Genomic DNA, 24,734 nt, shown 5'->3' on the forward strand with positions numbered 1-24,734 from the left:
GGTGGCGGGGGTCACGGTCGAGTTCGCGGGCGAGTACTACCCGATCGACCACGGGAACCGGTTCGTGGTGGGGCGCGAGGGCGACCTGGCCCTCGACGACAACCTGTTCCTGCACCGGCACTTCCTGGAGATCAGCGAGGGCGACGGCCTGTGGTGGCTGACGAACATCGGCACCCGCCTCACCGCCACCGTCACCGATTCGGCCGGCGGTGTGCAGGCGTGGCTCGCGCCGGGGGCGCGGCTGCCGCTCGTGTTCGAGACCACCACGGTGGTCTTCAGCGCGGGACCGACCACGTACGAGCTGGTGCTGCACGCCGCGGAGCCCGCGTTCCGCGCCACCAAGCGCGACTACGACGACGACGGCATGTCCACGATCGGCGACGTGCCGCTCACGCTGAGCCAGAAGCTGCTGATCCTGGCGCTCGCCGAGCCGCAGCTGCGTCGCGACGGCACGGGCATGAGCGAGATCCCGTCGTCGGCCAAGGCGGCCGAGCGGCTCGGGTGGACGGTCACGCGGTTCAACCGCAAGCTCGACAACGTGTGCGACAAGTTCGACCGCGTCGGCGTGCCCGGCATGCGCGGCGGTCAGCGCAGCTTCGCGACCAACCGCCGTGCGCGTCTGGTGGAGCACGTGATCGCGTCGCGTCTCGTCACGAAGGACGACCTCCCGCTGCTGGACGCCCCGCAGCCGAGCGAGGCAGAGGGAGACAACGAGTGAAGGTACGGCTGACCCTGCTGCGTCAGGGCGCGGCATCCAGCGACATCGAGGTCACGGCGGAGAGCACGGCGACGATCGGCGAGATCGCTGCGATGATCGTGCGCGCCGATCCGCTGGGCTCCTTCGCGCACGCCGACCCGGCCGCCGTGACCCTGGAGGCGTACAGCTCGGTGGTGTCGGGGGCGGGCGACCTGCTCGCGCCGGAGTCCACGTTCGCGCACGTCGGGCTGGCGCACGGCGCCACGGTCCGTGTGGTCCCCGCGTCGTACGAGCAGCGTCCCGTGGTCGGCCGCATGGAGGTCGGTGCGGGCCCGGGTGCGCGCTCGATCGCGCTGACCCGCGGCACGATCGTGCTCGGTCGCGACGAGTCGTGCGACGTGGTGATCGACGATCCGCTGGTGTCGAAGAAGCACGCGCGACTGGAGATCGGCGACCGTGTCGAGCTGATCGACCTGAACTCCGCGAACGGCATCCTCGTCGACGGCGCCTCGGTCGTGCGCCTGGTGGCGGCGGAGGGCGAGCTGTCGGTCGTGCTGGGCGACACCCCCGTGCGCGTCAAGGTCGAGGCGGGTGCCACGACGCCGTCGCCCGCGGAGGCCTCCATCCGCCAGGTCGAGTTCGTGCGCTCGCCGCGCGTCGAGGAGCGGTACCTGGGCGAGGAGCTCGACGGCACCGACCTCCCCGTGCCCGCCCGCAAGCAGCCGTTCCCGCTGCTGACGCTCGTCGCCCCGCTGCTCATGGGCGGCGCGATGTACGCGTTCACGCAGAACCTGCTGTCGATCATGTTCGTGGCGCTGTCGCCGCTGCTGATGATCGGCACGTGGCTCACCACGAAGAACCAGCAGAAGCGCGAGCTGGAAGAGGACAAGAAGCGCTTCGAGGAGCAGCTGGAGCGCCTGGACGCGCGGCTGCAGAGCGAGCGCGACCGGGAGATCGACGTGCGCCGCCGCGAGGTGCCGCTGCTGCGCGAGATCAGCGACGCCGCGCTCACCGCCGGTCCGCTGGTGTGGACGCGCCGCACCGAGCACTGGTCGTTCCTGCACGTGCGACTCGGGATCGGCGACACCGCCTCGCGCAGCTCGGTGAAGGACTCCAACGGCCGCGACCGCGCGATCCCGGAGTACGTCGACCGCCTGGACGCGGTCGTCGAGGCGACCAGGATCGTGCCGCAGGTGCCGATCCTGGAGGACCTGACCGACGTCGGCGCGCTCGGCATCGCGGGCCTCGGCGGCCGCTCGACCGGATACGCCAGGGCCCTGCTCGCGCAGCTCGCCGGGCTGCACGCACCCGCCGATGTCGGGGTGGTGGGCCTGTGGGGTCCGCGCTGGGGCGCTCAGCTGGCCGATGCGAAGTGGCTGCCGCACGCGTGGTCGGCGCAGGCCGTGCTGGGTGTGCAGCCGATCGGCGACGGTCCCACCTCCGCTGGACAGATCGTCGCGCGCCTGGAGGAGCTCATCGCGCAGCGCTCGACCCGCAGCGGCGACGCGGTGGAGCTCGGGGCGCTGGAGGCCGAGAAGGCCGCGACGAACAGCGGCTCGAAGGTCGGCGAGGACTCCCGCAGCCGTCATGACGCGGTGCCCAAGCCCGCGATCGTCGTGCTGATCGCGCCGGACGCCCCGGTCGACCGCGGCCGCCTGATCCAGCTGTCCGAGCGTGCGGCCACCCGCGGCATCTTCCCGGTCTGGCTCACGGAGGACGCGGCCGCCCTGCCCGCGTCGTGCCGCACGTTCGTCGAGCTCGGGTCGACCGACAGCGCGCACTTCGTCCGGCTCGGCGAGGTGATCGACGACCTGTCCGTCGACGAGCTCACGCGGGAGCAGTTCGCGGTGTTCGCGCGCGCTCTGGCGCGTCTGACCGACGCGGGCGAGGTCGCCCTGGACCGCAGCGACGTGCCGCGCACGATCTCGATGCTGCACCTGCTCGGCCGCGACATGGCCACGCAGCCGGAGAGCGTGATCGACCGGTGGACGCAGAACGACTCGCTGCACTCCCGGCGCAAGGTCGGCTCCGCGCGCCGGTACCAGCCGAAGCTGCGCGCCCTGGTCGGCGCGGGGGCGGAGGGCGCCCTGCAGCTCGACCTCCGGCAGCAGGGCCCGCACGCGCTCGTGGGCGGGACCACCGGTTCCGGCAAGAGCGAGTTCCTGCAGGCCTGGGTGCTCGGCATGGCGACCGAGTACAGCCCGGAGCGCCTGACGTTCCTCTTCGTGGACTACAAGGGCGGCTCGGCGTTCGCGGACTGCGTGAGCCTGCCGCACTGCGTGGGCATCGTGACCGACCTGAACGAGCACCTGGTGCGCCGCGTGCTGGTCAGCCTCCGCGCCGAGCTGCACTACCGGGAGCACCTGTTCAACCGCAAGAAGGCGAAGGACATCCTGGAGCTGGAGCGCGCGGGCGACCCGCAGGCCCCGCCCGCCCTGGTGCTCGTGATCGACGAGTTCGCGGCGCTGGCGAAGGAGGTGCCCGAGTTCGTCGACGGCGTGATCGACATCGCCCAGCGCGGTCGCTCCCTCGGCATCCACCTCATCATGGCCACGCAGCGTCCGGCCGGTGTCATCAAGGACAACCTGCGCGCGAACACGAACCTCCGGGTCGCGCTGCGCATGGCCGACGAGACCGACAGCAACGACGTGATCGGCACGAAGGACGCGGCGCTGTTCGATCCGGGCACGCCCGGCCGCGGCATCGCGAAGACGGGTCCCGGCCGCATGACGCTGTTCCAGTCGGCGTACTCGGGCGGCTGGAGCCTGGGGGAGGACGACGGCACCGACGTCTCCATCGCCGCGTTCGGCTCGACGGACCAGGGCCCGTGGGAGCTGCCGATCGACGAGAACGCGGTGGTGGTCGACGACGACCTCGGCCCGAACGACCAGCAGCGCCTGGTGAGCACGATGGTGCTCGCCGCGCAGGCCGCGCAGGTCGCCCAGCCGCGGCGCCCGTGGCTCGACGAGCTGGCGCCGACGTTCGACCAGCTCAAGCTGCCGCAGCGCACCGACGCGGCCCTGCTGCTCGGCGTGATCGACGAGCCCGAGCGTCAGGAGCAGGTGCCGTTCCACTTCCTGCCCGACACCGAGGGCCACATGGTCATCTACGGCACCAGCGGCTCCGGCAAGTCCGCGGCCCTGCGCACGCTCGCGGTGTCGGCGGGCATCACGCCGCGCGGCGGACCCGTGCACGTGTACGGTCTCGACTTCGGCTCGGGCGCGCTGCGCATGCTGGAGCCCCTGCCCCACGTGGGTTCGGTCATCTCGGGCGACGACGCCGAGCGGGTCGCCCGGCTGTTCGCGACGCTGCGTCAGGAGCTCGACCGCCGCGGCGACGCGTATTCGGCGGTGGGCGCGGCGACCCTCACCGAGTACCGGCAGCTGTCGGGCAAGAGCGACGAGCCGCGCATCGTGGTGCTGATCGACGGGTTCGCGGCGTTCCGCAACGACTACGAGGCCGTGATCGGCCGCACCGACACGTACAACGCGCTGCAGGAGGTGCTGTCCGACGGCCGTGCGGTCGGCATCCACGTGGTGCTGTCGGCCGACCGGTTCCAGAGCATCCCGAGCGCTCTGAACGCGATGATCCAGCGCCGCGTGGTGCTGCGCATGGCCGACACCGACGCGTACAACATCCTCAACGTGCCCAAGGACGTGCTCACGCCGGAATCGGTGCCGGGGCGCGCGATCGTGGGCGAGAACGAGGCGCAGATCGCGATCATCGGCGGTACGCGCAGCATGAAGGAGCAGTCGCTGGCGATCGAGCGGATGGCCGCGTCGATGTCGCGCCGCGGCGTGCCCGACGCGCCGCCGGTGCGTGCGCTGCCGCTCAGCTACGGGCTGGAGGAGGTGCCGGCGACGGTCGGCGACCAGCTCGTGGTGGGTCTGGCGGACAGCGACCTCGGTCCGTTCGGCATCGAGCCGACCGGCACGTTCGTGATCGCCGGTCCGCCCGCGAGCGGCAAGAGCAACGCGCTGGCCGCGATCACGCAGCAGGTGCTGCGGGCGCGACCGGGCACGCCGACGCTGTTCCTCGGGTCGACCCGCTCCCCGGCGCGCCACGCGGTGTCGTGGACCGCGACGGCGGCGGACGGCATCAGCGGCAGCGCGGCCGTGGCCGAGATCGTGGAGAAGGCCGAGCAGGGCCTGAAGCCGGTCGTGGCGGTGGAGGGCGTCGCGGAGTTCGCGTCGTCGCTGCTCGAGATGCCGCTGTCCGACCTGGTCAAGCGCGCGACGCGCGGCGAGCTGCTGCTGCTGTTCACGGGCGACACGAGCGAGTGGACCAGCAACTTCGGGCTGCTCGGCGAGATCAAGCAGGCGCGGCGCGGTGTGGTGCTCCAGCCGGAGACGATCGACGGCGAGCTCGTGCTCAAGGCGCCGCTGCCCCGCATCGGCCGCGGCGAGTTCCCGGTCGGCCGGGCGGTGCTGGCGCAGCGCGGCAAGATCGTGCGGGTGCAGTTCCCGCTCGTGATCCCCGAGACCGTCTGACCGGCGGCCCTCCGCCGCCCATACGAAAGCCATAGCCCCGCCAGAGGCTCCTGATCATCGGGGCGGGCACCATGGTGACTCCCGACGCCCCCGAAGGAGCCGCCATGAGCCCGAGTCCCGAACCCACGCCGACACCGCGGGGCCCCGCCTACGAGGGGCGACTGCTGCCGCGTACCGAGGAAGAGGTCGTCGATCAGGGGGCCGCGTTCGACCTGGGCACGCTGTTCAGCCGGCGCGGCGTGCTCGGGCTGGTGGGACTGGGGGCCGCGTCCGCCGCGCTCGCGGCCTGCGCGCCGCTGTCGTCCGGAGCCGGCACGACCGCCGCACCCACCGCCGACCCGGGGAGCGACGGCACCGCGACGACGGGCGTGGACGGCGAGATCCCCGACGAGACGGCCGGCCCCTATCCGGGCGACGGCTCGAACGGCCCCGACGTGCTGGAGGAGTCCGGAATCGTCCGGCGCGACATCCGCTCGAGCATCGACGGGGGCGCGACGGCCGAGGGGGTGCCGCTGACGTTCGAGCTCACGGTGCTCGACCTCGCGAACGGCGGGGTGCCCTTCGCCGGGGTCGCCGTGTACGCGTGGCACTGCACGGCGCAGGGGGAGTACTCGATGTACTCCTCGGGCCTGGAGGACGTGACCTACCTCCGCGGCGTGCAGGTCGCGGATGCGGACGGCCGTGTCTCCTTCACGTCGATCTTCCCCGGCTGCTACTCGGGACGGTGGCCGCACATCCATTTCGAGGTGTACCCCGACGTCTCCGCGATCACCGACTCGACCGCTGCCATCGCGACCTCGCAGCTGGCGCTGCCCGAAGCCGCGTGCACGGCCGTGTACGCGCTGCCGGCCTACGACGGCTCGGCCGGGAACCTCGCGCAGACCTCGCTCGACGCCGACATGGTGTTCGGCGATGACGGGGGTGCCCTGCAGCTCGCGAGCATCGCCGGCGACACCGGCACCGGTTACCGCGCATCGCTCATGGTGGGCGTCGACACCACGACGACGCCGAGCGCCGGCGGCGCCCCGCAGGGTGGTCCCGGCGCGGGTGGGCGACCGCCGGGGAGCTGATGGGGACTTCTCCCCATTTGCGTGGCGGGTGCCCTTCGTTACTCTCGAAGAACAAGAACACCTCCGGCACCGGCCGGGGCGACCGGAAGGTAACACCAATGACGAACCTCAAAGTCAGCTACGCCGACATGAAGGACGCTGCTGGCCGTCTCCGCACGGGCCAGCAGGACATCGAGACCCAGCTCAAGAACCTGCGCGCCTACGTGTCGCAGCTCGTCTCGGGCGGCTTCGTGACCACGTCCGCCTCGGGTGCGTTCGACGCCTCGTACGCGCAGTTCAACCAGGGTGCCACCGCGACCATCGCGGGCATCGAGGGCATGGCCCGCTTCCTCGACGTGGCGGCCCAGTCGCTGCAGTCGACCGACGAGCAGCTCGCGGCGCAGATCCGCCAGTAACGCCTCAGCGAGAAGAGGGGATGCCGATCCGGCATCCCCTCTTCTGCGTCTCCGGGCGCTGTCCCCGACCCCGCACGAGGACGGATGCGGCACGCTCCGCGTCACCCGCGTCGGCATATTGCCATGCGCATGACCCGTGCATACCGTGACTTCCGAAACACGCTGACGGGGGGCTGGCGTTTCGGAAAGCATCATCGTTTCGAGGCTTCATCCTGCCCGCAGCGGGAAAGGAAGAGATCATGGAGACGACGATGAAGAGCAACGACAAGGGACGGCGGTTCGCGCGCTGGGGAAAGCTGGCGGTGGCGTCGGGAGCCGTCGCGGTCGCCTGCGGGATCGCGTTCGCGGCTCCCGCCTCGGCCGATGACGGCTACGGAGGCTACGACTTCGGCTCCGGCAACACGTACAGCTGGGGCCAGGGGTACGACGGCGGCTACGGCTACGGCAGCTCCTACGGCGACGGGTGGGGTCAGCCCAACGGATCGTCGAACTGGTGGGCGTCGAACGACGTCGTGCAGAACGTGCTGCAGGGCAACTCCTGGGCCGGAGCGCCCAGCGTGCAGAACTCGGGATACTCGCCGCAGCAGGTCTCCTCGTGGGGCAACAGCCTGTTCTCGTCGTGGTGGCGCTGAACGCTCGTCGCGTTTCGGTCGCGCAGCGGTGAGCACGAGTTCCTGACCGCGTCGGCGACCCCCACCGCGCAGAGTTCGACCCCTGGACGTCCGGACGTCCAGGGGTCGAGGTCTGCTCAGCGGAGGGCCGCGGCCGCGTCGGCCAGATGCCGGGCGTTGTGGTTGAGCACCTTCACGATGATGCCGTGGCGACGCAGCTCGGCGACCGTGCGGGCGCCCTCCTCGCTGTCGCGGCCGAGCGCGGCGATCGTCGCGACGACCAGCACGTCACCGGCGTGCAGGGTGCCGATGAGACGGGCGATCCGGTCGCTCCAGCTCTCCAGGATGTCCGGGGCCGGATGGCGGAAGCCCTCGATGGGCACGCCGAAGCGGGTGAGGTCGGCGCGCTGCTCCACGACCGAGGGCATGTCGTCGCGGGAGACGACGAGGCCGACCAGGCGGGAGCCATCGGGCCGGGCGAGCCAGAAGTTGCGGTTCGCCTGCAGCTCGGTGAAGCACTTGGGGCACTCGGCGGCCGCGTGCGGCAGATGCAGCGGGCTCGTCAGGGCCTCGTCGACGGATGCCGCCGTCGTGGGTTCGATCGTCTCGCTCATCGCGCACCTCCGTCCTCCATTGTGCCCTGTCCGCGACCGGATCTGTGCCCTGCGGGCGCCTGCCGGGCGTCCGGTTTTGCACCCGTGGCGGGAGCCCGACCAGAATAGGGGTCATGCGTCGCCTCACCGCTGTCCTTCTCGCGTCCGCCTCGCTCCTCCTGCTGGCCGGATGCGCCCCATCGGAGGACGAGCGGCGCGGCGACCTCGCGGCCGAACTGGAGGGCATCGACGGCGTGGACACCGCGCGCGTGGACAGCGTCGAGGTCGTGGTCGCGACCGAACCGGGGCTGTCCGAGGACGACTCCGTGGAGGTGCTGCAGGGCGTGCGCGATCTCGTGCTCGCGCAGGACGACGCCGAGGACTACACCTCCGTCGCCGTCTGGTTCTACGGACAGGGCGAGAGCTCGTGGACCGGTGACTGGGGCCTCGGCGCGATCGCCGCGGACGGGTTCGACCAGCAGGCGGCGTTCCTCGCGTCTCTCGCCGGGTGGGACGGCGTCACCGCCGCCGATGCTCCCGTGAGCAGCGTCGAGCTGAAGGTGACGCGGAACGACGACCAGGTCGTGGAGCTCACGGCGAGCGCCGAGTCGGCGGGTGTCGCGGACGAGTGGAAGACCGAACTGCAGGAGCTGTGGACCTCCAGCGGCGGTGACGCGGATCAGGCGATCCGCTGGCGCTGAGCGAACGCGCCCCGCAGGTTACGGGGTTCCGCCGTTCGCGGCACTGGTGATCTCGGCCTCCTGCGTCTCGAACGCGGTCGCGGCATCGCGGGCGACCACGCCCGCACCGGCGGTCATGCTCTGCAGCTGCAGCAGCGTGCCCTTGGCCCACATCGCCCAGGTGTCGGCGGCCGCGGAGACGGCGGAGCTGCCGCACGCGCCGAGTGCGAGGTCCACGTCGAGGCTCATGGCCCATGCGGTGCTCTGCAGCGTGCCGCCGGTCGCGCCGACGGCTTCGGAGTCGAACTGGAGATCGGTCATCACGGCACCTTCACATCGTCGGGGGAGTAGGTCTCGGTGGGGTCGGGTCGGGGGTCGCCGGAGGGTGCCGACGGCTCCGCGGAGACCGCGCGCGGAGCGGCTGCGGCGGGCGTGCAGCCGACGAGCGCGATCCCGCCGATCAGGATGAGCGCCCAGCCGCCGGATCGCCGCATCAGGTGCCCTCCGCCCACGAGGTGTTGGCCTCGACACCGCGCTGGTAGTCGGCGAACATCTCGCGGGCGAGGTCGTCGACCTGCCCCGCCGAGAGGCCCTCGGTCATTCCCAGGTCCACGAGCATCTGCTCGATGGTCTCCATGGTCGCGATCTCGCGGCCGTTCGCCGCGTCGGCCTGAGCCTCCAGCAGCGCCTCGTGCGAGTTCGCCCACGCCGCCGTCGCCTGTCCGGAGCCCCAGTCGGAGACGCCGCCGATCACGGCGCTCTGCGCCACATCGATCACCACGCTCCCGCCGGCCACGAGGACGTCGCCCACGGCCGGGATCGGGATCAGGCCGACCACGGTGCCCACTCCGTCGATCGCGGCCTGGACCGCTTCGTCGTGACGGGTCGCCTCGCCGAGGGCGGCTCCGGCCGGGGAGCCGTCGAGCCAGCCCTGCAGCTCCACGACACGCTCCAGGGCGTCGGCCTTGAAGGCGCTGTCGGCGGGCGCCAGGTCGGCGATCGCGATGAGCGCGTCCTGGTACTGCTGCACCGACTGGGCGATGACCGCGGCACCGGCGGACGGCGTCTCCCCGTCGCTCCAGGCGGCCGTGCCGAGGAGCTGCGCGAGCTGCGCCTGCGTGACATCGGGGATCGCGCGCGGGTCGTCCGTCCCGATCAGCAGGTTCTCGAAGTACGGACGGGTTCCCGCGGCCGGGTCGCTCTCGCTGATGGCCTCGGAGAAGTAGGGCATCGCGACCGAGATGCCCTCGGCGACGCGCACCTGGCCGATGCTCGTGAGGTTCTCCGGCAGGAACGATTCGTTGCCGGTGAGCTCGCGCACGACCTGGGTGGTGAGTTCCGCCACGCGCTGCCACGTCTCGGGGTTGTACGTGTGGGTCGCATCGGCCGGGCCTCCCGCGGCCTGCTGCGCGCCGGCCCACAGAGCTCCGGGCCCTTCGAAGCCGTCGCCGGACGAGTTCGCGCTCCAATCGCGCTCACCGAACCAGTACTCGATGCGGCCGTCGCCGAGGTCGCCGTCGCCGAACGGGTCGTTCTCGGTGGAGGTGAGCCAGTCGAGGGCCGCGTCGGGGTAGGTGCCGAGGGTCGAGAAGATGCGCCCGGCCAGATCGTCGACGCGGTTGCCGTCGAGTCCGGTCTGCTCGCCCTCCAGGAACGCCAGGGTGCGGCCGCCCGCGTTCGGGGAGAAGTCGGTCCAGCCCCCGTAGAGCATGCTGGCGGGGTCGCGCTCGATGCGATCGATCTCGTCGGCCATCGCCACCGTGAGGTTCACCCCGAGCGGGTGGTTCTTCTCGTCGGAGAACAGGAAGCCGATCGCGGCGACCGCGCCGCCGACGCTCGACGAGGCGCCGGTGAGCATGCTCTCGGCGAAGTCCTTCGACGTCGACTCCATCCAGATCTGGGATCCGGTCGACAGGCCGCCGCGGATCGACGTCGCCAGGGCGAGCGCCGTCGCACCGGCCAGGCCGTCCACCATGACGGCGTCGCCGAGGTTGTCGATCATCGAGACGGTGTTCTCGCCGCCGACCTCCAGGAAGAACTGCGACATGACGAACGTGTCGTCGCCCCACACGTCGAAGAAGTCCTGCATCGCCTGCAGGTTCTCGTCGGTGATGTCGCCCTCGGCGATCTCGTCCGCCACGTTCGCGAACGCGTCGCCGAGGTTGTCGTAGTTCAGGTCGTCGATGTCGTCGATGCCCGCGAAGCTCAGCGCCGACTGCATGGCGTCCCAGCGCGGAGAGGCCGGCGGGGCGAGGGCGGCCACCAGCGTGCTGTCGGCGGTCTCGCGCTGCGTGGCGAGGGCCTTGAGCTGGTTCGCGGCCTGCCGCATGTCGGCGAGGCCCGCGGTGGTGCCGCTCGGCACCCACAGGCCCGGCTGCAGCGTGGGGCTGGGGGCGTTGAACGTGTAGGTCGAGAGCGGGAACGGGCTCTCCTCGGCCTCGGCGGCCTTCCACGTCGCATAGCCGTTCGCATACGCCTGGTGGGCGGCGGCGGTCGCGGCGCGGATGCGGTCGACCTCGGCGGCGTAGGCCGTGAGCGCCGACTGCACGGCCGCGAACTCGGTGGTCAGCTCGGTGCACAGGTTCTGCGGCTTGGTGAGCGAGGTCCGGAAGGCCGCACCGGCGTCACCCGCCCACACCTCGTCCGTGGTGCTCGTCGCGGCGTTCGCCAGCGCCGAGCGCACCGTCTCGGTCCCGGTGCTGCGGTTGCTCACGCGCGTCGCCGCGTCGTTCACCGCGCTCGTGACCCCGCGCCCCGGATGCAGATCGTCCCACTGTGCCATGTCGTCGCCCCTCCTCGACGGTGTCCCGTCCGCAGCAAATCTACCGGGGCGGCACGAACGCGGCGATGGGCAGAACTCCCCATGCGCCCCAGGGCCGTCAGAGCAGCCCGAGCGCCCGCACCGCCTCGCGCTCCTCCTGCAGCTCGGCGACCGAGGCGTCGATCCGGCGCCGCGCCCAGTCGCTCAGCTCCAGACCCTCGACGATCCGCCACTCGCCGTCGACCGATCGCACGGGGAACGACGACACGAGCCCCTCCGGCACGCCGTACTCGCCGTGCGACACCACCGCGGCGGAGGTCCAGTCGTCGGTGCCGCGCACCCAGTCGCGCACGTGGTCGATGGTCGCGCTCGCCGCGGAGGCCACGGAGGAGGAGCCGCGCACCTCGATGATCTCCGCACCGCGCTTCGCGACCCGCGGGATGAACGTCTGCTCCAGCCAGGTCGGCACGTCCCCGACGATCTGCGCCAGCGCCTCCTGCACCGGCTCCCCGCCGACCGTCGCGTGCGACACGTCGGGGAACTGCGTGGCCGAGTGGTTGCCCCAGATCGGCACGCGCCGGACCGTGCGCACGGGCGTGCCGAGGGTCTGTGCGAGCTGCGCCCTCGCCCGGTTCTCGTCGAGCCGGGTGAGCGCCGTGAAGCGTTCGGCCGGCACCCCGTCCGCGGCCGCCGCGGCGATCAGCGCGTTGGTGTTGGCGGGGTTGCCCACCACCGTGACCCGCACGTCCGGCGAGGCGTTCGCGGCGATGGCCGCTCCCTGCGGGCCGAAGATGCCGCCGTTCGCCGCCAGCAGGTCGCCGCGCTCCATGCCGGGGCCGCGGGGGCGCGCGCCGACGAGCAGCGCGAGGTCGCAGCCGTCGAACCCGACCGCCGCGTCGTCCGTCACCTCCACGTGCTCGAGCAGGTCGAACGCGCCGTCCTGCAGTTCGAGGGCGGCTCCCTCCGCAGCGCCGAGGCCCTGCGGGATCTCGAGGAGCCGCAGCCGCACCCGCTCGTCGGGACCCAGGAGGTCGCCCGCCGCGATGCGGAACAGCAGCGCGTAGCCGATCTGTCCGCCCGCGCCCGTGATGGTGATCGTCGTGGTCATGACCCGAGCCTACGACCGTCGGCGCGGGGGTGCGCGGAGTACCCTCGACGCATGACGTTCAATCCCGATGCCGACCTCTCCGGCAACACCACGCGCCGTCGCGGACGCACGGCTGCGATCGCCGGTGGCACCGGTATCGGCGTCCTCGGCCTGCTCGCCCTCATCGCCGGTCCGCTGCTGGGGATCGACCTGTCCGGACTCGTCGGCGGAGGGGCACCGAGCGGCGGCGGCGGTCCCGCCGAGGGGTCGGTGATCGAGAACTGCGACACGGGGGCCGACGCCAACGCCGACGTCGACTGCCGCATGGCCGGATCGCAGCTCGCGCTCGATGCGTTCTGGGAGGACCACGTCGAGGGGTACCGTGCCCCGCAGCTCATCGTCGTCGACGGCTCGACCCCCACGGCCTGCGGCACCGCGTCGAACGCCGTCGGTCCGTTCTTCTGCCCGGGCGACGAGACGGTCTACATCGACCCCACGTTCTTCCAGCTCATGCAGCAGCAGTTCGGGGCGACCGCCGGCAACCTCGCGCAGCTCTACATCGTCGGCCACGAGTGGGGCCACCACATCCAGTACATCACCGGGGTCATGGACCAGTACCCGAACAACGGCACGGGTCCCGGCAGCAACGGGGTGCGCACCGAGCTGCAGGCCGACTGCTACGCGGGGGCGTGGATCGGACAGATGTCGAAGAGCACGGATCCCAACGGGGTGCCGTACCTGCAGCCGTCGACCGAGGAGCAGCGCGTCGACGCGCTCAACGCGGCGTTCGCGGTCGGTGACGACCACATCCAGGAGCAGTCCGGCTTCGTGAACCCGGAGAGCTGGACGCACGGCTCGAGCGAGCAGCGGCAGCGCTGGTTCGCGGAGGGCTACGCCAATGGACTCGAGGCGTGCGGGCAGGTCTTCACGCTGCCCGCCGACCAGCTCGACCCGTAGATCCCGGGCGGCGGCGACCGCTCCGCTACCGTGGAGATCGCACGACTGCACGACCGGCTGGGGGGCCGATGATGACGAACACCGAGGGACTCTATCCCGCGATCGAGCCGTACGACACGGGCGAGCTGCTCGTCGGCGACGGCCACCGCGTGTACTGGGAGGTCAGCGGCAACCCCGACGGCAAGCCGGTGGTCTTCCTGCACGGCGGCCCCGGCAGTGGCACGTCGCCGTGGCAGCGCCGGTTCTTCGACCCCGACGCCTACCGCATCGTGCTGCTCGACCAGCGCGGGTGCGGACGCAGCACCCCGTCGGCGAGCGAGCCCGACGCCGATCTGCGGCACGTCACGACGGCCCACCTGATCGCCGACCTCGAGCTGCTGCGCAAGAACCTCGGCATCCCGCGGTGGCAGGTGTTCGGGGGCTCGTGGGGCAGCGCCCTCGCCCTCGCCTACGCCCAGGCGCATCCGGAGGTGGTGACCGAGCTCGTCCTGCGCGGCATCTTCACCCTGCGCCGCGCCGAGCTCGAGTGGTTCTACGAGGGCGGGGCTGCGGCGCTCTTCCCCGACCTGTGGGAGCGGTTCATCGCCCCGATCCCGGTGCTGGAGCGCTCGCGGCTCATCGAGGCGTACCACCGGCGGCTGTTCGACCCCGACCCCGCGGTGCACGTGCCCGCCGCGATCGCGTGGTCGACCTGGGAGGCCGCGACCGTGACGCTGCGCCCCGACCCCGAGCAGATCGCGGCGATGTCGGATCCGCGCCGGGCGACCGCGTTCGCGCGCATCGAGAACCACTTCTTCGTGCACGGCGGCTGGTGGGACGAGGGACAGCTGATCGCGGGCGTCGACGCGATCCGGCACATCCCGGCCGTGATCGTGCAGGGTCGGCACGACGTCGCGACGCCCATGATGACCGCGTGGGATCTGCACCGCGCGTGGCCGGAGGCCCAGTTCGTGGTGATCGACGATGCGGGTCACGCGGCCACGGAGCCCGGCATCAGCGCCGCGCTCCGCGCCGCGACCGACCGGTTCCGCGCGGAGGCCTGACCCCGCGGCGTCAGGCGCGCAGGGCCTTCGTCAGCGTCGCCAGCAGCCCGCCGACACCGCCGTTCGCGCGATGCCGGGTGAGACCCTCGCTGACCTCCGCGCCCGTGCGGGCCGACACGAACCACGGCGGCTTCGGGAGGATGGTCAGCCGTCCGCCACCGTTCAGGACCGGCAGGGAGCGGGGGAACGGGCGGAACGGGCCGCGCAGCACCGAGCGCTCCACGTCGTCGAGCAGCAGCGCGTTGTGCACCACGCCGATGCCGCTGCCCACGTCGTCGATCGTGCTGCCGGGGAACGCACCCCACGTGAGGGTCGGCGTGATGAAGCCGAACGCCGTCCAGCCGTTGATCGCGATCGAGCCGTAGTGCAGCGCGGTGAGCGCCCGGTCGAACCCACTGCCGAGCGCCTTCTCGGTCGCCGGGTCGATCAGCAGATTGGCGCCGAGCGTGCCCTGCAGCTTCTCGTTGGAGTGCGCGACCGCCGCGTCCAGGAACGCCTGTCCCGTGCCCGGCAGGCTCACCACGCCCAGCACGGGGGCGAAGTACTCGGTGTTCTCCAGCGCCGTGGCGTCGTCGTCGCCGTCCACCTCGACGAGCAGGCGGTCGCCGAGCACGAGCGCCTCGGGGTAGGCGTCGGCGGCGGTCTGCATCCGCGACGCCGAACCCGGGTACCAGGTCGGGCGTTCCGGTGCGTTGGCGTACGCGCGGCGCAGGGCGGCACGGAACGCGTCGGCGCGGTCCCAGTCCGCGGACAGGATCACGACCTGACCGGCGATGCAGTTGTGCCCGCTGTTCTGCAGCCGCATGGTGGCGATGTGCTCGGCCTGATACGCGATGTCGGCATCGGTCCACGGGCCCGGCACCACGATGATGGGGGAGACGCCGCCGAGCTCGGCCGTGATGGGCTTCTTCAGCAGCGGGCGGTTCTCACGCCGCCGCCGCTTCGTCGCCGCGGCGCCCTCGCCCGAGGAGGGGCCCCACACGATCGTGTCGAAGGTCGCGGCCGATCCGGTGATGTGCACGTGCGCGATCCCGGGGTGCTGCGTGAGGTAGGCGCCCGCCGCCGGGCCGCCGCGCATGATCCGCAGGAAGCCGGGCTCGATCAGCGGGGCGAGCGCGCGCTTGTACACCGGCACCAGCGGGTCCTGCGTGGGATTGACCTTGAGCAGCGCCGTGCGGTTGTGCGCCAGCAGCTCGTACAGCACGTCGAGCACGGGGATCGAGGTCACGTTGCCGGCGCCGAGCACGAGCCCCACGCCGCCGGACCGCGCCGGCGTGCGCTGCGCCAGTCCCGCCCTGGCCCGCGCGGCGTTCGGCGTTGTGCCCGGCCGCAGCCACACCTCGCCGGTGAAGCCCGACAGCAGGAAGCGGTCGATCCCCGTGAGCGGGAACGCGTGCACGCGAGCGCGTCCGCCCGGCGCGCGGTCGACCTTCACGCCGTCGAGCGGGTTGCGTCCATCGGCCAGGCGGGTCAGCGTGGCGATGGAGGCGTCGAGCGCGCCGAGCACGCTGTACGGACCGCTGAGCCACTCCTCGCCGCGCAGCGGGTGCCGGGCGTCGAGGCCCTTGGAGGCGGCGGCGGTGCGCGCCCAGTCCTCCGCGGTCGCGGCGACGCTCGTGCGCACCTGTCGCAGCAGCGTCGCGCGCTGGGCGATCGTGAGCGCGGCCCACAGCTGCGTCCCGGTGTGCAGCTCCTCGATCGCGGTGTCGAACCGCTCCTGCTCGCCCTCGCCCAGCGGGGGAGAGGCGGGGGCCGTCGCGGCGGTGGCGTCGGAGTCGGGCGTTGTCGTGCGCGCAGGGGTCATCGGCGTCTCCTTCGGACGGTCCCAGCTTAGGCGTCGGTGGTCTGCAGCGCCTCGATGTCCTCCCGGCGCAGCCGGTAGCGCCGGAGGGTCGCCAGGCTCGCGGCCATGAGTGCGGCGGGCAGCATGCTGAAGCTCAGCACGATGCCGGTGATCGCGGCGGGCGGCTGCACGACCGCCTCCCCGGCGACGGTCGAGACGTAGCCCGTCGCGGCCAGAGTGAGCGAGACGGCGGTGGCTCCGAGCGCGAAGCCCACCGTCTCGCCCGCGGTCCAGATGCCGGTGAACGTGCCGGCCTGTCCGGGGCGGCTCGACCGCTCGTCGTGCGAGATCACGTCGGGCAGCATCGCCATCGGCAGCGACTGCAGGCCCGCGTACGCGATGCCTGCCACGGCGACCGCGGCGTACATCCACCCGCCGGGCGACCACACCGCGGCGACGAGGGAGAGCGCGGCCAGCAGGAACGGGCAGCTGGCGATCGCGAAAGCCCGCTCCTTGCCGAGGCGCCGCGCGACCACCGTCCACGCGGGCGTCGCCAGCAGTGCCGGGCCGACCAGGGCGACGAACACGAGAGTGACCGCGTCCTCCGAGCGCAGGACCCACGTCGCCACGTATTGGGCCCCGGCCAGCATCGTGCCGGTCGCGAGCGCCTGCAGCAGGAACGTGGCGAGCAGCGCGCGGAACGGCTGACTGCGGCGCAGCGCCCGGAACCCAGACAGGTACTGCTCCCGCCACGCCGACGATGCCGCGGGGTCCCGCGGCCGTGCGGGGTCGTCGCCGGCCGCGGCGGCGGTGCGCGCGGCGATGAGCATGCCGACGCCGATCGCGAGTCCCGCCGCGACGCCCATCAGCAGATACCCGGCGACCGGGTCGGGCGCGGCCGTCCGGAGTGCAGGACCACCGGCACCGAACAGCAGGATCGCGGCCGTCAGCACCACCACGCGCCAGCCCAGCAGTCGCGTGCGCTCGTCGTAGCCGGACGTCAGCTCGGCGGGCAGCGCGACGTAGGGCACCTGGAACAGGCTGAACGCGGTCGCCGTCGCGAGGAAGGCCAGGAGCACGCAGAGCGCCCCGGCCACGGGACCCCAGGCGGGCGGCACCGCGAAGGTGAGGGCGAAGAACACCGGGAGCGTGACGGCGCCGACCACCATGAACCCGCGGCGAGAGCCGGTGCGGGCGAGTTGCCGGTCGGACGCGGCACCGATCAGCGGATCGATCAGCACGTCCCACACCTTCGCGAGCGTGACGATCAGGCCGGCCGCGAGGGCGGCGACGCCGAGGTTGTCGGTGAGGAAGTAGGTCAGCACCAGGCCGGGAAGCGTCGCGTAGCCGCCGGTGCCGACGGAGCCCACGGCGTACAGCGCGATCGTGCGGGGGGACAGCCGGGCGGGGTCGCGGTCGGGTCGAGCCTCGGTGCTCATCGCGCCAGTGTAGCGGCGCGATGGGGCCGGTCAGATGAGCGAGAGTTCGCGCAGCTTCGACTCCACGTCGGCGTTCGACGGCTCGACGTGGTGGGTCGAGTCGGGGTACACCACGACGGGGATGTTGGTGCGACCGGATATGTCCTTCGCGATGTCAGCGGCGGCGGGGTCGGCGACCAGGTCGACGTACGTGTACGCGACGCCCAGCTCGTCGAGCTGCTTCTTGGTGCGGATGCAGTCGCGGCACCAGTCGGCGCCGAACATGGTGATGGTGTCGGAGACGGGTGAGGTCATGCCTCCAGCCTACGTCCGCGCCGCGGGGGTGGCGCCGAAGAAGGCGGCCAGCGCCGCGGCGAGGGGTGCCGGGGCCTCCTCCGCCATGTGGTGGCCGCTCTCGATGCCGTGCCCGCGCACGTCGTCGGCCCAGTCCCGCCAGATGCGGACCGGGTCGCCGTAGAGGTCCTCCAGGTCGTCGCGCGTCGACCACAGCACGAGCGCGGGCATCCGCAGGCGGCGCCCCGCGGCGGCGTCCGCCTCCTCGTGCGCGCGGTCGATCGTGAGGCCGGCTCGGTAGTCCTCGAGCATCGCGCGCACGACGGACGGGTCGTGCACGGCGCGGACGAGTTCCGCATGATTCGCGGCGCCCATGGTCTCCGGATCCGCCTTGGGCGCGTACCACGCCTCCGGGTCGGCCCCGATCACGCGCTCGGGGATGTCGGGCTGCGCGAAGAAGAACCAGTGCCACCACCGCGTCGCGAAGCGGGCGTCGGCGCGCCGGAGGTGCTCCGTGAGCGGGAGGCAGTCCAGCAGCGCGACGCGTTCGACCGCCTCCGGGGAGTCGAGGGCGAGACGCAGCGCGACGTAGCTGCCCCGGTCGTGCCCCGCGAGGTGGAAGCGCTCGTGGCCGAGGTGGCGTGCGACGCCGCGGACGTCCTCCGCCACCGCCCGCTTCGAGTGGGCGGAGTGGTCGGGCGTGGGCGCGGGTCCGCGCGAGCGACCGTAACCGCGCAGGTCGGGGCAGATCACGGTGAACCCCTGCTCGACCAGGAGCGGGGCCACGCGATGCCAGGTGGCGGAGGTCCGCGGGTGACCGTGCAGCAGGACGACGGGCGGCCCGGAGCCGCCGTGCCGCACGAAGACGTCGGAGGCGCCGGTGCGCACGACCTCCTCCGTGAACCCCGGGAACAGCTCGCCGTCCGTCATCGCCCGGGGTCCGCCTCGTCCGGCAGCTTCTCCACCGGGGCGATCACGACGTCCTGCACCTTCCAGTCGAGATCGGTGATGCCGGCGGCCGCGGCGGACAGGTCGTGCGTGGTGACCTTGCCCCGGCGCGGCACGACGAAGGCCTCGATGTGGAACACCTGACCCTGATCGCGCATGCGCACGGCGGCTTCGGCGACCCACGGACGACTGCGCAGATACGACACGATGTCGCCCGCGAGCGGGTGCGGGTTCTTGCTGTCGTACGTGCGGGCGCGCTGGTCCATCAGATCCACGATCGCGGTCCTGGTGTTGCGGAAGCCGTCCCAGATGATGCCGAGCGAGATGAACAGGGCGGCAGCGCCGTCCAGCCACCAGATGCCGATGCCCACCCCCAGCACGCCGACGATCGAGGCGACCGTCGTCTGCCAGTCGGCCTTCGCCATGTCGGCGTCGGCGTAGAGCAGCTTGTTGTGCAGCACGGGTGCCAGCTTCGACTTCGCCGGTCCGTAGAAGAACACGGGTCCGACGATCACGACGACCATGACCGCGACCATCAGCCAGCCCAGCCAGATGGTCTGCCCGAACAGCTGCACCGTGCCGATGGTGGGGTGCTCGCCGGAGATGAGGCCCGTGACCGCCTCGATGGCCAGGTTGAGGCCCACGGCGAGGAGGGCGACACCCGCGACGAGGTGACCGACGCCCATCGCCCTGTGCAGCCCGTACGGGTGCTTCCGCGTGGGGCGGCGGCGCACGAAGAGCAGCGCGGTGAGGAACGCCACCTGCGGGATGAGGGAGAGCATGTCCTCGATCCACGCGGTGCGCATGGCCTGCGACTCGCCCACCACGAGGGCGATCACGGCGATCGTCACCGAGGTGTAGACGATCGTGAAGACCTCCCACCGCACCGCCTTCCGGATCGCGCGCTGCTGCTCGTCCGGGAGGGTCGTCCGTCCGAACTGCCCGGTCGTCGTCATGGCGACCCCACCTTCCGGTCGAGGTACGACTCGAGCGACGAGAGGAAGGCGTTCTCCCCGAGCGGCACGAGCATCACGAGCTCGCGGTCGCCGGCGCCGTCGATGCCGGGGTAGCCGCGCGTGACTCCTGCTTTGTCGATCCACGGGGTGTCCGGGGTGATGGCGCCGGCGATGAGGTCGAGGTCGCCCTGCTCGAGCATGCGCACGAGGGTCTCCTCCGACGCGACGGTCCAGGTCGTCTCGGCGTCGAGGTGCGCCGCGAAGCCGTCGACGAGGTCGACGACGGGTCCTCGTGGTTCGTCGCCGGACAACTCGACGAGGTCTCCGTCGGGGGAGGTCCCGACGCGCAGCTCGCCGCCCGTCACGGCGTTCAACGTGCCGTCGGGGTCGCTGGGCACCGTGATCCCGCAGCCCGACAGCAGTGCCGCGATCAGCAGCCCGGCGACGGCCGCGGCGGTACGCCCGGCGCGGGCGGGTCGATCCGAGGAACTCCTACTCACGGCCCTCAGCCTCGCGGGGTCCACGACGGCCGACAACACTGTTGACGGCGATGGCTGTGCGCGCTAGCCCGGTGGGGTCTTGATAGGTAAGGGTATCCTTACCTATGGTGGTCTCATGAGCAGCGCGTGCGAGCACCGGGACGACCCCGACTGGGACGACCTCGTGGGGGTGGTGCTCGTGGCCGGCGATGCGGCGGACGCGGGCGTCATCGCCGGGATCGCGGCGCGGCTGCCGGGGGACGCGCAGGGCGTCATCCTGCTGGAGGCCGCCGCTCATCTTCCGCGCCGGCACATCGATGCCCCCGCCGGTGTCTCCGTGCGCTGGCTCGTCCGCGACGAGGGGATCAGGGCTCATGCGCGCGGCGAGCGGCTGGCGAGTGCCGTGCATGCGTGGTGCGTCGAGTGGACCTGCACGGAGCCGCCCGAGCACTGGACGGTCTGGCTCGGTCCGCACACCCCGCCGCACGTGGCCCGGATGGCACGCAGCCTGCTCGGCGTCGCGAACTGAGCAGACGAGGGCGCCCTCCCCGATCGGATCGGGAAGGACGCCCTCTGGTCGTGACCTCAGCCGCGCGGCATGGTCAGCCCGAGATCGAAGCTCAGGTCCGGGGAGAGATGGAAGTTGGCGTGCACCGATGCCGCGAGCACGTTCTCTCCCTTCGCGAGGAGCTTCGCCGGAACGGTGAAGGTGACGCGGTGGGCCGCCGCGGTCGTCGCCCGGGGCGCCGCCGTGGCGTACGTCTCCGCGGTGATCGCGCCGTCGGGAAGATTGCTCCGCCCGAGCTCGACCCCGTTCAGGTAGAGCACGACCCCGTCGTCCGCGACCACCGTGACCGAACCGTCGTGCACCGCCGCCGGGTCGTCCACGGTGAAGGTGTGCCGGAACTGGGCGCTCAGCGGTGCGGTGTCACCGCCCGCGCCGAGGTCGGTGGTCGCGGAGGTCACGCCCCGGGCGAACAGCGCCTCACCCGTGCTCCAGTCCGAGTCGTCGAACCCGACGGCGTTCCAGTCGGCCGGGAGCGCCTCGGTCGAGGAGCGCCACGACCAGGTGGAGCCCTCGGCGACGGTCACCGCGTCGGCCGCCGGATCGGCGTCGGGAGCGGCGTCCTGATCGGGATCGGCCTTCTGGTCGCCGCCCGCGTCGGGATCCGGAACAGGGTCGGGGGCCGTCGCGGTCGTCGTGGCGGTGACGGCGGTGACCGGTGAGGCTTCGCCGTCCGCGCCGACCGCCGTCACACCGTACTCGTACGCCGTCGAGGCCGCGAGGTCCGTCTCCGTGAACGCCGTCTCCGGCGCGGCGACGGTTCCGACCTGGTTCCCAGCCCGCGTGATCACATACGACGCGGCCGTGTTCGCGCTCGCCGGCGCCGTCCACGACAGTGTCGCCGAATCCGCGGTGGCGGTGGCCGTGAGGTCGGTCACGGGGCCCGGCGCGGTGGAGCGCCGTGCCGTGAAGGCGAGGTCGAAGCCGAGGTCCGGTGTCGCCCGGTAGTTGGCGTGGACCGATGCCGCGAGCACGTTGGTGCCGTCGACGAGGGCGCCCGCCGGTACCGAGAACACGGACCTCGCTCCCGACGCGGTCTTCTGCGAGACCACCGCGGTCGCCGTCGTGTTCTGCGTCGGGGTGCCGTCCGGCATCCGCACGCGCCCCAGCTCCTTCCCGTTCAGGTAGAGGATCACGCCGTCGTTCGCGATGACCGAGACGGTGCCGTCGACCACCGAGGCGGCGTCCTGCACCGCGAAGCTCTTCCGGAACTGCGCGCTCACCGGCTTCGTCGCGGCGTCGGACGGATCGAGGTCGGTGGTGGCGCCGCTGATGCCGCGGCCGAACAGTGCCCGGCCGACCGTCCAGTCCGCGTCGTCGAAGTCGGCCTCCGACCAGGTCGACGGGAGCGGGTCCGTGGATGACCGCCACGACCACGTGTCGCCGTTGCCGATCAGGGTCAGCGCCGACGCCGGAGCGGGTTCGACCGTGAACGCGGCCGTGCTGGCCGACCGGTTGCCCACCGCGTCGCGCGCCCGCACGAACCAGTTCGTCGGCTCGGCGGTGACGGGTGCCGTATAGGTCGCGGCCGTGGTGGTCGCCACGACGCGGTTGCCGCGCAGCACCTCGTACACGAGCCCGCCACCGGCGTCCGTGGAGCCGCCCCACGTGAGCACCTGCTGATCCCCGCTCGCCGTGGGCGTCGCGGAGATCGGACCGGGTGTCGTCGGCGCGGTGCTGTCGCGGGGGGCGAAGCGGATGAAGCCGCCCGACCACTGGTTCACGCCACCCGCCCGCATCGAGTCGGTCAGGTCGCCGCCGACCCACAGCGTTCCGGTGCTGTCGAAGAACGAGCCCCACACGCCCTGCCCCGCACGCGAACGGACCACGGGGGACCAGTCGGGGATGTAGTGTCCGGTCGCCGCGTCCCAGGCTCCGGCGAGGTTGATCTTGTCGACCTCTGTCCAGGGTTCCGTGATCTCCCGCTTGAGGTACTTGTCCTGGTAGACCTCGTCGCCGCAGTGGCAGCCCGCGATGACCACCGACCCGTTGTCGTCGACGGTCTGCATGTCGCCGCCCTCGTGCGCGATCGAGCCGCCGACCAGCCGGAAAGTGGAGCGGTCGTAGGAGAACAGCGAGTGCTGCGAGCCGCCGAGATACACGCGGTCGCCGACCTCGGTCACCCCGTTCTGCCAGATGTAGCCCTGATAGTTGCCGTTCGCGTCGATGGTCGCCTCGCTGAACGTCGGCACCCACAGCGGCGACACCAGCGGAGCGCCGGCCACGGTCTGCAGCGCGACGGCGCTCGGCGTCGACGTCGTCTGCTTCCGCGTGAAGTAGCCGGAGAAGTACGTCCGGTCACCGCGATCCGAGGCGTCTACCGCGATGGCCGTGCCGTTCAGGTTCGCGTTCCAGTTCGTGTCCGGGGTGCTGGTGGACAGGAGGATGCGACCACCGTTCCAGGCGCTCGCGCTCTTTCCCGAGCCCACGGCCGTGAGATGCGTCATGGCTCCGGCGACGTAGAGGTAGCCGTTCTTCACGTCCAGGTCGTGTACCGAGGGCACGGCACCGACGGCGCGGCTCTGCACGGCCACCTGCGGCCCGGAGAGCCGGCCGGTCGCCGGGTCGAGGAACGCGAGGCCGACCTGAGGGGTGCCGTCGACCTGGGTGAACTGGCCGCCGATGGCCACGCGTCCGTCCGGCAGTGCGGCGATCGCCTTGACCTGTCCGTTGAGCTGCGGCCGGAACGTCGACACCCACTGTCCGCTGTTCACGTCGAAGCCCGCGAGGTACGGCTGCTCGACCCGTCCGGCGCCGTCTCGTGACTGCTGCACATACCGGAAGTTCCCTCCGGCGAACACGGTGTTCCCGACCTGGCCGAACTCCGCGACTTCGACGTTGAGCTCCCCGTCCTTGCCGTTGGCGAGGCCGGAGACACCCCACACGGTGCGCTGGGCGTTGCTGTCGGGGATCGAACGCAGCGTCGAGGCGGCCGTGCCCGTGGCGGGCACGGTACCGAAGTCGAGATCGGCGAGCTTCAGCTGCGGCCGTACGAACATCTGCGCGAAGGGGATCGCGAAGCCGGCGCCCGCCGGGGCCCACAGGTACGACGTCGGGGTGTCCTGCCCGGTGATCTCGGCGCCGTACGACCAGCCCATCAGGTACCGGTGCGACTGCCGCTGGGCGAAGTAGGAGCCGTTCCATCCCGTGTCGTGCCCGAAGCCCGACTGTGAGGGGCCGCCCCAGCCGACGGCACCCGTCCAGCCGCCGGTGCCGGTGAAGCCGCCGATGATCCAGTCCTTGATCGGGTTGCCGCCGGCCATGGTCCAGTTCCAGCGGTCGCGGCGCGCGAGGCTGAAGCGAACCTCCTGCCACCGGCTGCCGTCGACGGCCGATGCGCGGTGCACGCGGATGCTGTCCGGAGGGAGCTGGTCGGGACGGGCGCCGTCGAGGAGCCCGTCGACGGTCTTGGCCGGCAGCTGTGCCGGCGCGAAAGCGGCCGTCCCCGAGGGTGTCGTGGTGATCTGCTCGGGCGTTCCCACGCCGTTGTAGTTCTCCTTCCACCCCTCGCGTCCGCGGCCGATCATGACCCAGCCTCCGCCGAGGGTGGTCTGGTCGCAGTAGAACTGCTGCGGGTCCACGAGCGTGGGCGTGACCAACCAGTACACCCCGTCCGCCGACCCGGGGTTGTTCTGCTTGATCTCCCAGCAGGAGGCGGCCGCGGTCTCCGGGGTGAGCCCGTCCGGTGCGCTGGCGCCCGCCACCGGAGCGTTCTCGGTCGGCGCGTTCTCGGTCGCCGCGTTCTCGACGGGCGCGTTCGCGTCGAGCGCGTTCTCGGTCGCTGAGGCGCCGAGTGGCGCCAGGAGCGAGCCCGCCAGGACCGCGACCGTCGCGATCCCCACGAGGGCGCCCGCGCGGGCGGAGCCCCTCTGCGTGCTTCTGGTCATTGTTGTTCCTTCCTGATGGG

Annotated in this window: 21 protein-coding genes; 9 read left to right on the forward strand and 12 right to left on the reverse strand. The window is 72.0% G+C overall.

All coding sequences use genetic code 11. The features are described from left to right. Nucleotide 1: 1 nt before the first annotated feature. The 5 genes from KZC56_RS07820 to KZC56_RS07840 all read left to right on the forward strand — a co-directional run bounded on the left by KZC56_RS07820 (nt 2) and on the right by KZC56_RS07840 (nt 7,284). The gene (locus KZC56_RS07820) at nt 2–718 is read left to right on the forward strand and encodes a hypothetical protein (RefSeq protein ID WP_372490605.1); all 717 of its coding nucleotides are present in this window, start codon (nt 2–4) and stop codon (nt 716–718) included. Further along, complete coding sequence (locus KZC56_RS07825; protein ID WP_247638298.1) at nt 715–5,187, forward strand: type VII secretion EssC family protein; 4,473 nt, start codon at nt 715–717, stop codon at nt 5,185–5,187. The genes KZC56_RS07820 and KZC56_RS07825 overlap by 4 nt, the downstream gene beginning before the upstream one ends. Nucleotides 5,188–5,291: 104 nt before the next feature. Then, nucleotides 5,292–6,257 (forward strand): intradiol ring-cleavage dioxygenase, encoded by a 966-nt coding sequence (locus tag KZC56_RS07830; protein ID WP_247638299.1) that lies wholly within the window; start codon nt 5,292–5,294, stop codon nt 6,255–6,257. Nucleotides 6,258–6,355: 98 nt separating this feature from the next. After that, the gene (locus tag KZC56_RS07835) at nt 6,356–6,652 is read left to right on the forward strand and encodes a WXG100 family type VII secretion target (protein WP_017204355.1); all 297 of its coding nucleotides are present in this window, start codon (nt 6,356–6,358) and stop codon (nt 6,650–6,652) included. Between the two features lie 239 nt (nt 6,653–6,891). After that, nucleotides 6,892–7,284, forward strand: a complete 393-nt coding sequence (locus KZC56_RS07840) for a hypothetical protein (protein ID WP_136037097.1) — start codon at nt 6,892–6,894, stop codon at nt 7,282–7,284. 116 nt (nt 7,285–7,400) lie between these two features. On the opposite strand, the gene KZC56_RS07845 is transcribed toward KZC56_RS07840, so the two are convergent. After that, nucleotides 7,401–7,877 carry a recombinase family protein gene (locus tag KZC56_RS07845; RefSeq protein WP_136029314.1) on the reverse strand — a complete coding sequence of 159 codons (477 nt, stop codon included), beginning with the start codon at nt 7,875–7,877 and terminating at the stop codon, nt 7,401–7,403. Nucleotides 7,878–7,990: 113 nt separating this feature from the next. Here KZC56_RS07845 and KZC56_RS07850 point away from each other — a divergent pair, with 113 nt between their 5' ends. Next, nucleotides 7,991–8,557 carry a hypothetical protein gene (locus tag KZC56_RS07850; RefSeq protein ID WP_247638300.1) on the forward strand — a complete coding sequence of 189 codons (567 nt, stop codon included), beginning with the start codon at nt 7,991–7,993 and terminating at the stop codon, nt 8,555–8,557. 18 nt (nt 8,558–8,575) lie between these two features. Here the strand turns inward: KZC56_RS07850 and KZC56_RS07855 are convergent, their stop codons facing one another. The 4 genes from KZC56_RS07855 to KZC56_RS07870 all read right to left on the reverse strand — a co-directional run bounded on the left by KZC56_RS07855 (nt 8,576) and on the right by KZC56_RS07870 (nt 12,405). Continuing rightward, nucleotides 8,576–8,857, reverse strand: coding sequence for a hypothetical protein (locus KZC56_RS07855; RefSeq protein WP_136029318.1), 282 nt, complete (start codon nt 8,855–8,857; stop codon nt 8,576–8,578). Beyond that, nucleotides 8,857–9,030: a hypothetical protein gene (locus tag KZC56_RS07860; RefSeq protein ID WP_168442782.1), complete on the reverse strand. Its 174-nt coding sequence runs from the start codon at nt 9,028–9,030 to the stop codon at nt 8,857–8,859. The genes KZC56_RS07855 and KZC56_RS07860 overlap by 1 nt, the downstream gene beginning before the upstream one ends. Next, on the reverse strand, nt 9,030–11,318 hold the full coding sequence (locus tag KZC56_RS07865; RefSeq protein ID WP_136029320.1) for a hypothetical protein: 2,289 nt from the start codon (nt 11,316–11,318) through the stop codon (nt 9,030–9,032). The genes KZC56_RS07860 and KZC56_RS07865 overlap by 1 nt, the downstream gene beginning before the upstream one ends. 97 nt (nt 11,319–11,415) lie before the next feature. After that, nucleotides 11,416–12,405 (reverse strand): malate dehydrogenase, encoded by a 990-nt coding sequence (locus KZC56_RS07870; protein ID WP_136037099.1) that lies wholly within the window; start codon nt 12,403–12,405, stop codon nt 11,416–11,418. A 51-nt stretch (nt 12,406–12,456) separates the two neighbouring features. Between KZC56_RS07870 and ypfJ the strand changes: the two genes are divergently transcribed. Further along, a complete protein-coding gene (ypfJ, locus tag KZC56_RS07875) occupies nt 12,457–13,341 on the forward strand; it encodes a KPN_02809 family neutral zinc metallopeptidase (RefSeq protein ID WP_136029324.1) in 885 nt (294 codons plus the stop codon). Nucleotides 13,342–13,409: 68 nt separating this feature from the next. Beyond that, nucleotides 13,410–14,384 carry a prolyl aminopeptidase gene (gene pip, locus KZC56_RS07880; protein WP_247638301.1) on the forward strand — a complete coding sequence of 325 codons (975 nt, stop codon included), beginning with the start codon at nt 13,410–13,412 and terminating at the stop codon, nt 14,382–14,384. 10 nt (nt 14,385–14,394) lie between these two features. Here pip and KZC56_RS07885 read toward each other — a convergent pair whose 3' ends face one another. Genes KZC56_RS07885 through KZC56_RS07910 form a run of 6 tightly spaced genes read right to left on the reverse strand, consistent with a single transcriptional unit; the run spans nt 14,395 to nt 20,283 of the window. Then, nucleotides 14,395–16,188 carry an aldehyde dehydrogenase family protein gene (locus KZC56_RS07885; RefSeq protein WP_247638302.1) on the reverse strand — a complete coding sequence of 598 codons (1,794 nt, stop codon included), beginning with the start codon at nt 16,186–16,188 and terminating at the stop codon, nt 14,395–14,397. Between the two features lie 26 nt (nt 16,189–16,214). Beyond that, nucleotides 16,215–17,606, reverse strand: a complete 1,392-nt coding sequence (locus tag KZC56_RS07890) for an MFS transporter (RefSeq protein WP_247638303.1) — start codon at nt 17,604–17,606, stop codon at nt 16,215–16,217. 30 nt (nt 17,607–17,636) lie between these two features. Continuing rightward, nucleotides 17,637–17,900 (reverse strand): glutaredoxin family protein, encoded by a 264-nt coding sequence (locus KZC56_RS07895; protein WP_136029330.1) that lies wholly within the window; start codon nt 17,898–17,900, stop codon nt 17,637–17,639. 9 nt (nt 17,901–17,909) lie between these two features. After that, entirely contained in the window at nt 17,910–18,809 is a 900-nt protein-coding gene (locus KZC56_RS07900; RefSeq protein WP_247638304.1) for an alpha/beta fold hydrolase, read from the reverse strand. Further along, nucleotides 18,806–19,783 (reverse strand): cation efflux transmembrane domain-containing protein, encoded by a 978-nt coding sequence (locus KZC56_RS07905; protein WP_136029334.1) that lies wholly within the window; start codon nt 19,781–19,783, stop codon nt 18,806–18,808. Before KZC56_RS07905 ends, KZC56_RS07900 begins: the two co-directional genes overlap by 4 nt. Then, nucleotides 19,780–20,283 (reverse strand): type 2 periplasmic-binding domain-containing protein, encoded by a 504-nt coding sequence (locus tag KZC56_RS07910; RefSeq protein ID WP_240745425.1) that lies wholly within the window; start codon nt 20,281–20,283, stop codon nt 19,780–19,782. Before KZC56_RS07910 ends, KZC56_RS07905 begins: the two co-directional genes overlap by 4 nt. A gap of 115 nt (nt 20,284–20,398) precedes the next feature. Here KZC56_RS07910 and KZC56_RS07915 point away from each other — a divergent pair, with 115 nt between their 5' ends. Next, a complete protein-coding gene (locus tag KZC56_RS07915; protein WP_136029336.1) occupies nt 20,399–20,791 on the forward strand; it encodes an SIP domain-containing protein in 393 nt (130 codons plus the stop codon). Nucleotides 20,792–20,847: 56 nt separating this feature from the next. On the opposite strand, the gene KZC56_RS07920 is transcribed toward KZC56_RS07915, so the two are convergent. Next, a complete protein-coding gene (locus KZC56_RS07920) occupies nt 20,848–24,714 on the reverse strand; it encodes a fibrinogen-like YCDxxxxGGGW domain-containing protein (RefSeq protein WP_247638305.1) in 3,867 nt (1,288 codons plus the stop codon). Between the last annotated feature and the right edge of the window lie 20 nt (nt 24,715–24,734).

The sequence above is a fragment of the Microbacterium sufflavum genome (assembly GCF_023091155.1).
GTDB lineage: Bacteria > Actinomycetota > Actinomycetes > Actinomycetales > Microbacteriaceae > Microbacterium > Microbacterium sufflavum.

Bases quoted from the DNA above. Each gene is read 5' to 3' on its own strand.
- KZC56_RS07835 (WP_017204355.1), top strand. From the start codon at position 6,356: ATGACGAACCTCAAAGTCAGCTACGCCGACATGAAGGACGCTGCTGGC.
- KZC56_RS07865 (WP_136029320.1), bottom strand. From the start codon at position 11,318: ATGGCACAGTGGGACGATCTGCATCCGGGGCGCGGGGTCACGAGCGCG.
- ypfJ (WP_136029324.1), top strand. From the start codon at position 12,457: ATGACGTTCAATCCCGATGCCGACCTCTCCGGCAACACCACGCGCCGT.
- KZC56_RS07920 (WP_247638305.1), bottom strand. From the start codon at position 24,714: ATGACCAGAAGCACGCAGAGGGGCTCCGCCCGCGCGGGCGCCCTCGTG.
- KZC56_RS07855 (WP_136029318.1), bottom strand. From the start codon at position 8,857: ATGACCGATCTCCAGTTCGACTCCGAAGCCGTCGGCGCGACCGGCGGC.
- KZC56_RS07850 (WP_247638300.1), top strand. From the start codon at position 7,991: ATGCGTCGCCTCACCGCTGTCCTTCTCGCGTCCGCCTCGCTCCTCCTG.
- KZC56_RS07860 (WP_168442782.1), bottom strand. From the start codon at position 9,030: ATGCGGCGATCCGGCGGCTGGGCGCTCATCCTGATCGGCGGGATCGCG.
- KZC56_RS07870 (WP_136037099.1), bottom strand. From the start codon at position 12,405: ATGACCACGACGATCACCATCACGGGCGCGGGCGGACAGATCGGCTAC.
- KZC56_RS07895 (WP_136029330.1), bottom strand. From the start codon at position 17,900: ATGACCTCACCCGTCTCCGACACCATCACCATGTTCGGCGCCGACTGG.
- KZC56_RS07885 (WP_247638302.1), bottom strand. From the start codon at position 16,188: ATGACCCCTGCGCGCACGACAACGCCCGACTCCGACGCCACCGCCGCG.
- KZC56_RS07905 (WP_136029334.1), bottom strand. From the start codon at position 19,783: ATGACGACGACCGGGCAGTTCGGACGGACGACCCTCCCGGACGAGCAG.
- pip (WP_247638301.1), top strand. From the start codon at position 13,410: ATGATGACGAACACCGAGGGACTCTATCCCGCGATCGAGCCGTACGAC.
- KZC56_RS07890 (WP_247638303.1), bottom strand. From the start codon at position 17,606: ATGAGCACCGAGGCTCGACCCGACCGCGACCCCGCCCGGCTGTCCCCC.
- KZC56_RS07845 (WP_136029314.1), bottom strand. From the start codon at position 7,877: ATGAGCGAGACGATCGAACCCACGACGGCGGCATCCGTCGACGAGGCC.
- KZC56_RS07915 (WP_136029336.1), top strand. From the start codon at position 20,399: ATGAGCAGCGCGTGCGAGCACCGGGACGACCCCGACTGGGACGACCTC.
- KZC56_RS07830 (WP_247638299.1), top strand. From the start codon at position 5,292: ATGAGCCCGAGTCCCGAACCCACGCCGACACCGCGGGGCCCCGCCTAC.
- KZC56_RS07900 (WP_247638304.1), bottom strand. From the start codon at position 18,809: ATGACGGACGGCGAGCTGTTCCCGGGGTTCACGGAGGAGGTCGTGCGC.
- KZC56_RS07840 (WP_136037097.1), top strand. From the start codon at position 6,892: ATGGAGACGACGATGAAGAGCAACGACAAGGGACGGCGGTTCGCGCGC.